Below are 14,387 nucleotides of genomic sequence, written 5' to 3'. Positions count from 1 at the left end.
TAGATATGAGACACCGTAAATCTGGTAGACAGTTAAATAAAAATAGCAGCCACAGAAAAGCATTATTTAGTAATATGGCTTGTTCTTTGTTTAAACATGAGTTAATTAAAACGACTCTACCTAAAGCAAAAGAATTAAGAATGATTGCTGAGCCTCTGATTACCTTATCTAAAATAGATTCTGTAGCAAAAAGACGTTTAGCATTTTCTAAATTACGTGACAGAGATGTTGTTACTAAATTATTTAATGAATTAGGACCACGTTATGGCGCTAGAAATGGTGGCTATTTACGTATTATTAAATGCGGTTTCAGATCCGGTGATGATGCGCCAATGGCGTATGTTGAACTGGTTGATAGACAAGAAACTGTATAACTAAAAAAGTAAAAATGAGCCAGTACGCATTATTTGTGTCTGGTTCATTTTTTTTATCTTTTATTTTTTAGTGTTATTAGTTTCTCCTTAATTTTTATTTCTAATCCGCGATCAACTGGTTCATAGTAGGTTCGCTGTCCCATTTTCTCTGGAAAATAATTTTCTCCTGCTGCATATGCATTTTCTTCATTATGTGCATATCTATAATTAGCGCCGTAACCTAAGTCACTCATCAGTTTTGTTGGAGCATTTCTTAGGTGTATAGGTACCTCTAAAGAACCACTTGTTTTTGCGTCATTCATAGCAGCTTTAAATGCTGTATAAACAGCATTACTTTTAGGTGCACAGGCCAAATATACAATCGCTTGCGCTAAGGATAGTTCACCCTCTGGGCTGCCTAAACGCTCGTAAGCGTTTGTTGCATCCAATGCTACCTGTAGCCCCCTTGGATCAGCATTTCCAATATCTTCTGATGCCATGCGGACTACGCGACGGGCAATATAGAGTGGGTCACACCCGGCACTTATCATTCTGCAAAACCAGTACAATGCTGCATCTGGATCTGTACCTCTTACTGATTTATGTAATGCAGAAATTTGATCATAAAAAATGTCACCTTGTTTATCAAATCGATTTGCTTGCCCTTGTAATACTTCATTAACGACTTGGTAAGTAATGATATCTTCACCATTTACATGTTCAGATAAATCAGCTGCAATTTGTAATATATTCAGGCAACGTCTTGCGTCGCCATCTGCAGCTTTACTGATTAGCTCAATTATTTCAGTGGATATTTTAAGTGGCTTATAACCTAATCCACGTAGGCTATCGCTTAGCACAACATTAATTAAATGTTGTAAGTCTACGCACTCCAAGCTGCGTAACACATAAACACGTAGTCTTGATAGTAATGCATTATTTAATTCAAATGATGGATTTTCGGTCGTTGCACCGAATAAGATGATGGAACCATTTTCGATTGGCCCCAGTAATGAATCTTGTTGGCTTTTAGAAAATCGATGAATTTCATCGATAAACACCACGGTTTGCATGCCTGTTGTGTTTTTAATTTGTGTGGCTTCAGTGACTGCAGCACGAATTTCTTTAACACCAGCCATAACTGCTGAAAGTTCGATAAAATGACTTTCAGTACTTTTTGCAATTATTTGCGCCAAAGTGGTTTTGCCAACACCCGGTGGACCCCAAAATATTAGTGAGTGTAAGACACCGTTTTCTATGGCAATGCGTAGCGATTTACCTTCTGCTAGCAAATGCTGTTGCCCAAACACTTGATCAATATTGCTTGGCCGCATTCGTGTCGCCAATGGCAAGTGCACGTGTTCCTGATTTGTAAATCCTTTATGTATCATCTAATAAACCATGTGTAATTGAATTGTTGTTTACTGATAGAATGAATTTTGTGTCGAATCATAAAATTGATAGGCAATAATGACTTTTTTCTTTAAAATTGCAATATTTTATATTTTCCAAATGGATAGCCATGGATTTAAAGTTTTTAGATTTTGAACAACCAATTGCCGAATTACAAGCTAAGATTGAAGAACTTCGTAAAGTCGAACTCGATAATCATTTTGATATATCTGAAACGCTTAAACAATTAGAGCAAAAGTGTGAAAGTCTAACAGAGACCATATTTTCTGACCTAACTGATTGGCAGATTTCTCAACTTTCCAGACATCCTGGGCGTCCATATACTTTAGATTATATTAAATTAATATTTACTGATTTCCACGAATTACACGGAGACCGTGCCTATGCTGATGATCCAGCCATTGTTTGCGGCTTGGCAAGACTAGAGGGTAAACCGGTTGTAGTTATTGGTCATCAAAAAGGACGTGATACTAAGGAAAAAATTTATCGTAATTTTGGAATGCCGCGGCCTGAAGGCTACCGTAAAGCATTACGGGTAATGAAATTAGCGGAACGTTTTAAATTGCCGATTATTTGTTTAATTGATACTCCGGGTGCTTATCCGGGAATAGATGCGGAAGAGCGCGGTCAAAGTGAAGCCATTGCACGTAATTTGTTTGAAATGACGACACTTAAAACACCTATTATTTGTACTGTAATAGGAGAGGGCGGTTCTGGTGGTGCTTTAGCGATTGGTGTTGGAGATAGGTTGTTAATGCTTGAATACAGTACTTACGCAGTTATTTCTCCGGAAGGTTGCGCATCTATTCTATGGAAAAGTGCCGATAAAGCTCAACTGGCTGCTGAAGCGATGGGAATTACCTCTGATCGTGTCCGTGAGCAAGGTTTTCTTGATGAAGTTATACGTGAGCCTATTGGTGGCGGACATCGTAATTTTTTAAAAGTTGCAATGAGTTTACGTGAAACACTGTTGCGTCATCTTGATGAATTGTATGAAGAATCTAAAAATATGGATTTAATGTTAGATAAACGTTATCAACGTATAATGCGATTTGGCTCGTACCTTGAATAATACTCAGTTTTTTTGATATATTTTAATTTATTTACGAATGGCCGATTTATTCGGCCATTTTTATTTGGATTTTATAGCGGTTTTTTGTAATTTTATCGAGTATTTCACTTGCAGATTTTAAGTATTAACCGCTATGCCGTTTCCTTACTACGTTATTAACGTATTTAAGGCACTTTATTTCAGTCATGAATATTTATTCATTGGGAAAAGTTTATTTTTAACTTACATCCGTGTGATATGGTTAGGCATAGCCATTTATGACCCCATTAAGCTATGAATTAATTTCGCAGTATTTGCCGCGTAACACAAATAACATTTACATTGCCTATAGCGGTGGTATTGATTCACATGTATTGCTACATTTGTTAGCGACACATTTACCTATAAAGACAAAAATAATTGCTGTTTATGTGCATCACGGCTTGCAATTGGTTGCTGATGACTGGTGTCGACACTGTCAGCAGCAATGTGCATTGCTAGATGTTAATTTTAAAGCACTCTATGTTGATGCTAAGGCGCTTGCTGGCGAAAGTCCAGAAGCCGCAGCACGTAATGCTCGTTATGCAGTGTTACGGCCATTAATCCAAGCTGATGATGTATTAGTATTGGCACATCATCGAGAAGATCAATTAGAAACCTTATTACTACAATTATTTAGAGGCAGTGGGATACAAGGTTTAGCAGCCATGCCACCCGTTTTGCAATTTGGACTTGGTAATATGTTACGTCCATTACTGAATATATCTAAACAAGACATTCACGAATATGCCAATCGATTTAAATTGGATTGGGTAGAAGATCCAAGCAATGCCTGTAGTGATTTTGATCGTAATTATTTACGTAATGAAATAGTGCCGTTGCTCAAATTGCGTTGGCCTTCCTTAGATAAAACGATAGCGCGTACTGCTAATCATTGTGCTGCCGCGTTAGAAGTACTTGATAATTGGGCCATTCAGCAACTACCTACTGTTTTTGATGAAAAAGATCACACGTTGTTGATAAATAAATTACATCAATACTCATCGAATCAAAGAAATTGTTTATTACGCTATTGGTTTAAGTTAATGGGTTTAAAGTCACCCAGTCAAGCCGTTTTGGAAACAATTACCCAGCAAGTCATTCTTGCAAAACTCACATCCGAGCCACAAGTGTTTGTTCAGGGTAACTATATACGTAAATATCGCCAAAAATTGTATTGTATTGCCAGTACCTATTTTCAGATACATTCTGAACCAAGGGTATGGCATAAGCAACATCAGGTTATGCAGCTAATAAATGGTTCTTATTTGACGAGGATTACATCTTCACAGGGTATAGATCAGAAGTTATGGAATTCGCATACTGTGTATATCGATTATCGACGTGGTGGCGAAAAGCTTAAATTACCTGGTAGACAGGGGAGTCATTGTTTGAAAAAACTCTATCAAGAAGCCGATATGCCCCCCTGGGAACGCAATGTTCGGCCTTTGATTTATTTAGATGATCGATTGGTCGCTGTGGCAGGATTGTGGATAGCTGAATGGGCGTGGCATCAGGACTCCAATGCCTGTTATTCAATTAACTGGCAGCCCCAGTCGGATTTTAGTCATTAAATATATTGCTGAGTGATCAACAATATTTACCCAGTTATGGGAAACTTTCTAGTTAGTGAAAGTTGCTATAAATCTTATTTTCAGTGATTGAATTAACGGTTTTTCTTGGAACTGCTAAAGTTATGTAATAGGGCTCCATTTTTTCGTTGAGCTTTTGGAGCCGTATCTAAGATTTGTACACCTTTTGATAATTTGAGGATGATGTTATGTTGAATATAATAAATTATTATGAACAGTTGGTTACTGATCAGCTTTGGAAGCTTTCCTCTGAATCAGGTTCTTTGCTTAGCCAAGCTGCGCTTGAAGATATTGCTTGTCTTAGCTTGAATAAACTGCCACCTTGTTATGTACGTAATCCAATTGATAAAGGGGCAAATATGACTGATTTACATTATCAGGAAATGTGTGAAGCGGTTAGTAATGCAATTTCCCAGTCATTAATCAAAGTCAAGAGCAGACCACATGACGAGCGAGAGAAGTGATCTAGTTATTGATTTTATTTAAGGCAGAGGCAGGGTTATCGGCGTGGATACTGATTACGCCTTTGATAACCCTGATCTGCTTCAAAATCAATAATAGTGTTATTAAAATAATCCGCTGATAACACCATCATCACTGATATCAATCCGCTCAGCTGCCGGCGTTTTCGGTAGACCTGGCATGGTCATCATATCACCAGCAATTGCGACTATAAAACCCGCTCCGTTAGCTAAGCGCACCTCGCTGATTTCCACATTGTGGTTAGAAGGAGCGCCTTTTGCGTTTGGGTTAGTCGAAAACGACATTTGCGTTTTGGCCATACAGATAGGAAAATCACCATAATTAATTTGTAAGGCTTTAATATCCGCCAATACTTTGGGGCTGGCACTGATACTTTTGGCACCATACAGCTTGGTGGCAATGGCAGAGATCTTATCCCACAAGGGCAACTCTGTAGGATACACAAATTTAAAGCTTGGTTCGCGCTGATCTACAATATTTATAATTGCTTGAGCCAGTTCTTCTGCACCCGCTCCTCCTTGCGCCCAATGTTTGGCAACGATGCTATTTGCACCGACGGCTTTACATTTTTGTTGAAGTAAATTAATTTCTGCTTCAGTGTCGAAAGTGAAATGGTTGATGCAGATAACGCAAGGTAAGCCATAATGATCTGTTATATTATTCAAATGACGTTCCAGATTCGCAAAACCGTTTGCCAATGCTTCTATATTTTCAACATTTAGATTTTCTTTTGCCACACCACCATGAAATTTTAAAGCGCGTACAGTCGCAACAAGAACGACTGCTGATGGTTTTAATCCCGACATCCTGCATTTTATATCGATAAACTTTTCTGCGCCTAAGTCGGCACCGAAGCCTGCTTCGGTCACTGCATAATCAGCCAGTTTAAGAGCCGTTTTGGTGGCAGTGACAGTGTTGCAGCCATGAGCGATATTTGCAAATGGCCCACCATGAATTATCGCAATATTGTTTTCTAGGGTTTGCACCAGATTGGGTTTAATGGCATCTTTGAGTATGGCGGCCATAGCGCCTTGGGCATTTAAATCACTGGCATAAACGGGTGTTGTTTTATCTGTTTTATAACCGATAACAATCTTGCCTAAACGTGCTTTTAAATCTGCGCGACTGGTAGCCAGACATAAAATGGCCATTACTTCAGAGGCTACTACTATGTCAAATCCGTCTTCGCGAACATAGCCGTTAGCGACGCCGCCTTGACCTATAGTGATTTTGCGCAGCGCCCTGTCATTCATATCAATGACCCGTTTCCATTGAATCCGGCGGGGATCGATATTCAGAGTGTTGCCATGATTAATGTGATTATCAATTAAGGCTGATAGTAAGTTATGTGCAACGCCGATAGCATGAAAATCACCTGTAAAATGTAAATTGATATCCTCCATAGGCACAACTTGAGCATATCCGCCACCCGCTGCCCCCCCTTTTACACCGAAACAAGGGCCTAAAGAAGGTTCACGCAAGCAAATAATGGTTTTTTTGCCTAAGCGATTTAAGGCATCACCCAAACCAACCGTGGTAGTGGTTTTACCTTCCCCGGCGGGGGTTGGGCTAATTGCAGTAACCAGGATTAATTTGCCATCCGGTTTGTCGGCTAGTGAGTTGACATATTCTAGAGAAAGCTTGGCTTTGTAATGACCGTATGGATCTAAATGTTCGAAAGGTATTCCAAATTTTTCGCTAGCCAAATCAATGATTGGCCGCATTTTCGCTTGTTGGGCAATTTCAATGTCTGACATGATTGTTTTCCATTTGCAAGTAAGTAACCGTTATGATTTGTATACGGGGTAACGTGCACATAACAAATGTACTTTCTCGCGTACTGTGTTAATGACGTTCTCATCATCAATATTATCCATTACATCACACATTAAATGGGCAATTTCACACATTTGATCTTCCTTAAATCCACGCGTAGTGGGGGCCGGAGTGCCAACGCGGATGCCGCTGGTAACGAAAGGCGATTGTGGATCATTGGGTACTGCATTTTTGTTTACAGTGATATGTGCTCGGCCAAGCGCTGCATCCGCTGCTTTGCCAGTGAGTCCTTTGCTGATTAGTGATACCAGCATTAAATGATTATCTGTACCGCCGGACACAACATTAAAACCACGTTTGATAAATACCTCTGCCATTGCTTGGGCATTTTTAACCACTTGTTGTTGATAAAGTTTAAATTCGGGTGTTAATGCCTCTTTAAATGCGACAGCCTTAGCGGCAATCACATGCATTAAAGGGCCACCCTGAATGCCAGGAAAAATATTGGAGTTAATTTTTTTTTCTAATTCAGGGTTGCTTTTACACAAAATCAGCCCGCCACGAGGTCCGCGTAGTGATTTATGGGTGGTACTGGTCACAACGTCCGCTATGGGAACTGGGTTAGGATAAAGTCCAGCCGCAACCAGTCCTGCAACATGTGCCATATCAACCACCAAATAAGCGCCTACTTTATCAGCAATGTCACGGAAACGTTGCCAGTCCCAAATACGCGAATAAGCCGAGAATCCAGCAATGATCATTTTGGGCTTATGGGTAAGTGCCAGAGATTCAACTTGGTCGTAATCAATTTCTCCGCTAACTGGGTGCAGACCATATTGGATGGCGTTGTATATTTTGCCTGAGAAATTAGGTTTTGCACCATGCGTTAAATGTCCTCCATCAGCTAAACTAAGGCCGAGAATAGTATCGCCAGGTTGTATCAATGACATAAAAACAGCCATGTTTGCTTGGGAACCTGAATGTGGTTGCACATTCGCATAATCAGCCCCAAATAATTCTTTGGCACGGTCGATAGCTAGTTGTTCAACTATATCAACGTATTCGCATCCACCATAGTAACGTTTATCGGGATAACCCTCGGCGTATTTATTGGTCAATAAAGACCCTTGAGCTTCTAATACTCGAGGACTGGCATAGTTTTCGGATGCAATCAGTTCAATATGATCTTCCTGGCGTTGACGCTCCTGTTCCATGGCCTGAAATAACTCATTGTCAAAACCCGAAATGGTCATCGATTTGTTAAACATGGTTTTTTTTCCTCAAGCTAGTTTTATTATTCGTGAATGGGGTAGAGTAACAAGATCTGCAAGTCGGCAACATTGGTGCCTGTTGCGCCAGTTATATATAAATTGTTAGTCGCTTTAAGAGCGGTATAGGCATCATGTCTGTTCAGTATTGCTATTGGGTCAATGTTTGCATGGCGCATACGCAGTAATGTTTCGTCGTTTACGATTGCCCCTGCCGCATCGGTAGGTCCATCCCGTCCATCTGTGCCTGCACTTAAAAATGTCCAGTCGCCCCTTAAAGCTAATTCTTCAGCGGCTAAGGCAAAAGCTAAGGCCAGTTCTTGATTTCGCCCTCCTTTGCCACAAGCATTGGATAATGTTACCGTAGTTTCACCGCCAGCGATAATTGCAGTTGCTTGTTTTAAACCCAGAGACTGACATTTTTTGGCATACAGAGCTAAAGATTTGGCGACCGAACGTGCTTCACCACATAATTGATTGCTATATAAATCTACAGAAAATCCCTGCTCTTTAGCATAAATGCAGGCAGCATCCACGCTAATGGCGTTACTACCAATTAGTGTATAAGCCTTATTTTTGAAAAAAGAGGCATCAGATTTTGGCGTTTCTGGGTATAGTTGCAGTTTGCCAAGTTGTAAATGATTTTGTACTGAAAACGGAATATTTCCCCAAACCTGATACGATTTAAGTACCTTGATTGCGTCACTAAAGTAAGTGTCATCGGCAACAGTGGGGCCGCTGGCTATGGTGCTGACATCGTCGCCCAAAACATCAGACAGTATTAAAGCATGTAAATCGGCATCTGCAGCGAGTTGCGCCATGCCTCCACCTTTAAGTTGTGATAAATGTTTGCGTACGCAGTTTATCTCGTTAATGCTGGCTCCACACGCTAGTAACAAATTGGTGGTTTCAATCTTTTCTGCTAATGTAATGGCAGGAACAGGAGAAGGCAGTAATGCAGATCCGCCTCCAGATACCAATATTAGAACTAATTCTTTCTGTTGAGCCTGTTTTAAGCGTTCCGTAATGTAGTTTGCAGCCTGTAAACCCGCTGTATCAGGCAAAGGGTGTCCTGCACCAAAAACATCAAAGTTATCAATAGTAAAAACATTATCATAGGTAGTGACAGCAATACCTCGGCCAGCCAGGAGATGAGCAGGGATACATTCCTGTGCAGCGAGTGCCATTGTGCATGCTGCTTTGCCAAATGCGATTAAATGGATGCGTTGCCATGAGCCAGTGCGCTGTTGAACATCGCCATGTGTATTCAGACCAATTTGCAGTTGGTTATTCTGTATATGTAAGCAGTTTCTTACGGCCTGTTGGGGATCGGCAGCAGCAACACCTGCTTGAAAAATAGCAGTAATTTTTTGATGTGGTAGAGAAGTGCTATTTGGCATTTTGTAGTGCTAATTAGAGTAACTACAAAAAATGTGTGTAACAAAGTGTTGCAGATTCATGTGTTTTTGCAAAAAATGCTGGATGGTTATTGGCAGATTATTTTCTATTGAAGTTGAATAAAAACGGGTCAAAAGGGGGGTTAGTTGTTTTTGTTCATTTGCTTTGCTAGTTCAAAGATGATTTCCGCATCAAGTACCTGTTTATTATCTGTAAAAAGTTTAGCTATACAGGCTCTATGCAAAGCCAGTTTCAAAGTGCCGAAGCCTATTGCTCCCCAGATCACTTTATCGTTGTAACATTGACCTTTGTCCATTACGCTGCTACCACCTATACCGAGCGGTGGTGTGGCATTCGCATCTGCCATTAATTCAATGTGCGGATTGTTAAGCCAATGCTCTTGTCTCAATAGTTCAACACCAGTAGCTCCAGTACAAAGTACAATATTTGCATTTTCTATGGCAATGGCACGACTATCATAATCAGAAGCTTGAACAGGGGTTAAGTCAACATTAAAGCGTTCTTTCATCGCGTAACAAACTCTTTCGGCATTAGCAAGCAGTCTGGATGTAATGCTAACCTCAGCGCCTTCCAATGCTAGCATGGCTGCTGCTCGTTGTCCTACTGGGCCTGTGCCTGCCAATACAACTGCTTTTTTCTTGGCGATATTGCCTTTGCTCACTAATTTCGCAACTACAGCTGCCGCAGTGGTATTGCTGCCATTGCTATCCAGCATCACTGAGACTTGAAACCCAGGAAAGAAGTGGTTAAGCACCGTGTTTAGGAGTTGCTGTCCTGCAAGCATATTACTTCCACCGATGAAAATAGCAGTATTTTTCTTATCTTTGGGGGCACGCGTAAAAATGGTACCGTCTATTAATGCAGCTACATTGTCAGGGGTAATATTGCCCAGCCCGATTACATGGTCGGCTCCACCGTCATAAGCAACAACGGTATCAAAGGTCGAAGGATGGGTATCGGTGTCAAATTGAAATAACAGCTTTTTCATTAACGTTTTTTATATTTTATGGGGTAGTGATAGTTGGTAGTTGTATTTTTTGCAGAGTTTATTATACAGGATAATAAATTTATCACCTCTGCAAAGCAGCATTGTAATTAGTGAAGTTTCAACTAGGCTTGTTGCAAAGCATACGCGCTATTCAATGTTATCAATTTTATAGGGTAGGAAAAAAGTCGCATCAACCATTTAAGCGAAAAACAGAAAAATCGCAATTATTGATTGTTTGGGGTAAAGCTTTGTGTCATATTGCTAAAGTAAGTTTTTATTTAAATTAATAGAAATAAGGGAATCAAATGAAGACCCCCGTTGAAATTGTGGTAACAGGCGCAGCTGGTCAAATTAGTTATTCATTATTATTCAGGTTAGCTGCAGGTGAATTATTAGGCCCAGATCAGCCAATAGTTTTGAGATTATTAGAAATTACCCCGGCGTTAGGTATGCTGGACGGTGTTTTAATGGAACTATACGATTGTGCTTATCCGTTGTTACACAAAATTGTAGTAACCGATAATCCGAGAGAAGCATTTTCGGGGGTAGATTATGCTTTTTTAGTGGGCGCTAAGCCACGTAAACAGGGTATGTTAAGAAGTGATTTATTACAGCAGAATGCGGAAATTTTTGCAGTACAAGGACGGATTTTGAATGAAGTTGCAAATCGTAAAGTAAAGGTATTGATAACAGGTAATCCAGCAAACACCAACGCATTAATTGCTATTAAGAATGCACCCGATTTAGAACCTGATTGTTTTGCAGCAATGACTATGCTTGATCATACCCGTGCAATTAGTCAACTGGCTTTAAAGTGTGGATTAGCGACTACCTGTATAAAAAATGTTACGGTCTGGGGTAATCACTCCTGTACCCAATATCCGGATTTACATCATGCCAAGGTAAATGGTATTGATGCTTTAAGTTTGGTGGATAATAGTTGGTTTCTGAATGAATTTATTCCAACTGTGCAATATAGAGGTACGGAAGTTATCAAAGCTCGCGGTCAATCGAGTGCAGCGTCGGCAGCGAATGCTGCGATTGTGCATATGCGTAAGATTATTGAGGGAACAGACCCTGGCGATTGGGTAAGTATGGCGGTTGCCTCAGATGGTAGTTATGGTATTGCAGAAGGCTTAGTTTATTCTTTTCCGGTTACCGTAAAAGAAGGTCGTGTGAATATTGTTAAGGGACTAGATTTAAATGAATTTAGTTTACATAGATTAAAACTTAACGAGCAAGAATTAAAAGAAGAACGAGATGCCATTAAACATTTGCTCTAGTTATATTTTCAGGATTTTACATTATTAATATTAATTAATGGCTTATAACAATTGAATATGCTTATAAACGTGTGGTGAGGAAGTTTTATTTTATATTGTCTGTAGAGTTGTTATGCGTAATATTGGGTATTCTGACCAATTGAAACGCTAGTTGCAGTGACAATAAAAAATAACGTGAACAACATCACTCGATGGATATTAATGTCAGTTCATTATTCATATTGATGTTAGATTGTGTAAATCAGAAAATGTTTTAGGAGACAAATGTGGCAACTATTCTTGCAGTCGATGATTCAGCCTCTATGCGGCAAATGGTATCTTTTACACTTAAAGGTGCGGGGTACAATGTAGTCGAAGCCGTTGATGGTTTAGATGCGTTGAATAAAGCTAAAGCTCAGACTTTTGATTGCGTAGTGACTGATGTGAATATGCCTAATAAAGATGGCATAAGTTTGATAAAAGATCTCAGAGCTTTACCAAATTATAAATTTACTCCCATGTTGATGTTGACTACCGAATCAGGTATGGACAAAAAGCAGCAAGGAAAAGATGCAGGTGCTACTGGGTGGATTGTTAAACCGTTTAACCCAGATCAGCTACTAAAAACTATAAAAAAAGTAATGGAATAAACTCAAATTAACAGCGGATAAATCTATGTCTATCGATATGGTACAGTTCCATCAAGTATTTTTCGAAGAAAGTTTCGAAGGCTTGGATACCATGGAATCGGGATTACTTAATCTTGATATGGGTGATGTAGATGTTGATGAAATCAATACAATTTTCAGGGCTGCACATTCTATTAAAGGCGGTAGTGGTACTTTTGGCTTTAGCGCGGTTTCTGATTTCACCCATGTGATGGAAACCATGCTCGATGAAATGCGAGATGGTCGCAGAAAAGTGACTAAACCTGCCATAGATGTACTCTTGGGCTCAGTTGATTGCCTTAGAGAAATGTTACGTGCGATACAAAATGAGGATGAAATTAATCTGGTTAGTGTAGCCGAACATAAAGCAGCACTGGAAAATGCGTTAAATAATACTGATGTTAATTCTTCGCAATCTGATCAATTCATACCCCCCCTTATTAATGTCGCAACACCAGTAGCTGCCGATTCTCAAGTTGAAGGCTGGGTAATCTCTTTCAGTCCGCATGTTAATTTATTAAGGACAGGAAACGATCCAGTGCGGATGTTCAGAGAACTGGCAGAGTTGGGTGATTTTACCGTTAATGTCGATTTACAAGGTGTGCCTGATCTTTATGATCTGGATGCAGAAGATTGCCATTTATCGTGGAAATTGATTGTAAATGGTGCCATATCCGCTCATGCAATTGATGAAGTTTTCGATTGGGTTGAAGATGAATGTGATTTAGCAAAGCAGGCAATTTATTCGCAAATGGCTACTCATTTGCCTGATGTCAATATCAGCGATGTTTCTCTAAATGTTATTGCTTCTGTTGCCGAGTTAAGCAACAAAACTGAGATTATTCAACATGCAGAGGTTATCCATAAAGAAGATAAAGACGAAAGTAAATCTTCTGTTGCAAAAGTTTCCAATTCCATTCGTGTCGATACCGGTAAAATCGATACTCTTATTAATATGGTGGGTGAACTAGTCATAACGCAGTCTATGCTTAGTCTGGTTGGCGAGCATTTTGAAGTCACTAAGCTTGATCAATTAAAAAACGGACTTTCCCAGTTAGAGCGACATACCCGGGAGCTACAGGAAAGCGTAATGAATATCCGTATGTTGCCAATTAGCTTTGTATTTAGTCGATTTCCACGAATGGCAAGGGATATCAGTAGCAAACTGGGTAAAAAAATTGATCTCAAATTGATTGGAGAAAATACTGAAGTTGATAAAACTGTTGTTGAATTGTTAAGCGATCCTTTAGTGCATCTGGTCAGGAATAGCCTTGATCATGGTATCGAAATGCCAGAAGTCAGGCTGGCTGCAGGCAAATCCGAAACAGGAACAGTTATTCTTGAAGCCTATCATCGTGGTGGCAATATTGTTATCGAAGTGCGAGATGATGGTAAAGGCCTCGATAAAGGCATGTTGCGTGCCAAAGCGATTGAAAAAGGGCTAATTGCTACTGATGCTGTTTTAACGGATAAGCAAACCTATGAATTGATTTTTATGCCTGGTTTTTCAACCGCTGAAAAACTGACTGATATATCTGGGCGCGGTGTTGGTATGGATGTTGTGCGTCGCAATATACAGGCATTAGGTGGAAATATTGAAATTATTTCTGAATTAGGCAAGGGATCAACCATTGCAATTCATCTGCCATTAACCCTTGCGATTTTGGATGGGCAATCCATTGCCGTGGGAGATGAGATTTACATATTACCTTTGGGTTCAATTGTCGAGTCGCTGAATATCAAAGAAGATCGGATAAATCGAGTAGGCGGTAAAGGTGAAACTTTTCTGTTACGCGGAATATATTTGCCGATTATCAGATTACACGAGATTTTTAACGTACCGAATGTTAAAGCCACTAAGCTAACGGAAGGTTTATTAGTGGTGGTTGAAGGGCAAGGTGAGCGTTACGGATTGTTTGTAGATGACTTGTTAGGGCAGCAACAAGTTGTCATAAAATCGCTAGAAGCCAATTATCGCCGTGTTGAAGGCGTTTCTGCCGCAACGATATTGGGAGATGGTTCAGTCGCTCTAATCCTCGACATTCCCGGTTTGGTACGTTTGTCCAATCAATAAA

At 39.9% G+C, this 14,387-nt stretch carries 12 protein-coding genes; 7 read left to right on the top strand and 5 right to left on the bottom strand.

Annotated elements, in window-relative coordinates; all coding sequences use genetic code 11:
- Positions 1–5 precede the first annotated feature (5 nt).
- On the top strand, positions 6–374 hold the full coding sequence (gene rplQ / locus ABH008_RS20205; protein WP_347987412.1) for a 50S ribosomal protein L17: 369 nt from the start codon (positions 6–8) through the stop codon (positions 372–374).
- Between the two features lie 53 nt (positions 375–427).
- Here the strand turns inward: rplQ and ABH008_RS20200 are convergent, their stop codons facing one another.
- Positions 428–1,744, bottom strand: a complete 1,317-nt coding sequence (locus ABH008_RS20200; RefSeq protein ID WP_347987411.1) for a replication-associated recombination protein A — start codon at positions 1,742–1,744, stop codon at positions 428–430.
- Between the two features lie 131 nt (positions 1,745–1,875).
- On the opposite strand from ABH008_RS20200, the gene accA reads away from it, so the two are divergent.
- From accA to ABH008_RS20185, 3 genes are all read left to right on the top strand, one after another.
- Positions 1,876–2,838, top strand: a complete 963-nt coding sequence (accA, locus tag ABH008_RS20195) for an acetyl-CoA carboxylase carboxyl transferase subunit alpha (RefSeq protein WP_347987410.1) — start codon at positions 1,876–1,878, stop codon at positions 2,836–2,838.
- 257 nt (positions 2,839–3,095) lie between these two features.
- A complete protein-coding gene (tilS, locus tag ABH008_RS20190) occupies positions 3,096–4,430 on the top strand; it encodes a tRNA lysidine(34) synthetase TilS (protein ID WP_347987409.1) in 1,335 nt (444 codons plus the stop codon).
- A 206-nt stretch (positions 4,431–4,636) separates the two neighbouring features.
- Positions 4,637–4,912, top strand: coding sequence for a late competence development ComFB family protein (locus ABH008_RS20185; RefSeq protein WP_347987408.1), 276 nt, complete (start codon positions 4,637–4,639; stop codon positions 4,910–4,912).
- Positions 4,913–5,014: 102 nt separating this feature from the next.
- Here the strand turns inward: ABH008_RS20185 and ABH008_RS20180 are convergent, their stop codons facing one another.
- From ABH008_RS20180 to ABH008_RS20165, 4 genes are all read right to left on the bottom strand, one after another.
- Positions 5,015–6,688 carry a formate--tetrahydrofolate ligase gene (locus ABH008_RS20180; RefSeq protein WP_347987407.1) on the bottom strand — a complete coding sequence of 558 codons (1,674 nt, stop codon included), beginning with the start codon at positions 6,686–6,688 and terminating at the stop codon, positions 5,015–5,017.
- Between the two features lie 30 nt (positions 6,689–6,718).
- Positions 6,719–7,975, bottom strand: a complete 1,257-nt coding sequence (glyA, locus tag ABH008_RS20175) for a serine hydroxymethyltransferase (RefSeq protein ID WP_347987406.1) — start codon at positions 7,973–7,975, stop codon at positions 6,719–6,721.
- A gap of 26 nt (positions 7,976–8,001) precedes the next feature.
- Positions 8,002–9,375 (bottom strand): DUF4147 domain-containing protein, encoded by a 1,374-nt coding sequence (locus ABH008_RS20170; protein WP_347987405.1) that lies wholly within the window; start codon positions 9,373–9,375, stop codon positions 8,002–8,004.
- Positions 9,376–9,515: 140 nt separating this feature from the next.
- On the bottom strand, positions 9,516–10,382 hold the full coding sequence (locus ABH008_RS20165) for an NADP-dependent methylenetetrahydromethanopterin/methylenetetrahydrofolate dehydrogenase (protein ID WP_347987404.1): 867 nt from the start codon (positions 10,380–10,382) through the stop codon (positions 9,516–9,518).
- A gap of 305 nt (positions 10,383–10,687) precedes the next feature.
- On the opposite strand from ABH008_RS20165, the gene ABH008_RS20160 reads away from it, so the two are divergent.
- The 3 genes from ABH008_RS20160 to ABH008_RS20150 all read left to right on the top strand — a co-directional run bounded on the left by ABH008_RS20160 (position 10,688) and on the right by ABH008_RS20150 (position 14,386).
- On the top strand, positions 10,688–11,665 hold the full coding sequence (locus ABH008_RS20160; RefSeq protein WP_347987403.1) for a malate dehydrogenase: 978 nt from the start codon (positions 10,688–10,690) through the stop codon (positions 11,663–11,665).
- 266 nt (positions 11,666–11,931) lie between these two features.
- A complete protein-coding gene (locus tag ABH008_RS20155; RefSeq protein WP_347987402.1) occupies positions 11,932–12,294 on the top strand; it encodes a response regulator in 363 nt (120 codons plus the stop codon).
- 25 nt (positions 12,295–12,319) lie between these two features.
- Entirely contained in the window at positions 12,320–14,386 is a 2,067-nt protein-coding gene (locus ABH008_RS20150; protein WP_347987401.1) for a chemotaxis protein CheA, read from the top strand.
- Position 14,387 lies beyond the last annotated feature (1 nt).

Source organism: Methylomonas sp. AM2-LC (genome assembly GCF_039904985.1).
Classification (GTDB): domain Bacteria; phylum Pseudomonadota; class Gammaproteobacteria; order Methylococcales; family Methylomonadaceae; genus Methylomonas.
This window is presented reverse-complemented; position numbering and strand designations above follow the sequence as displayed.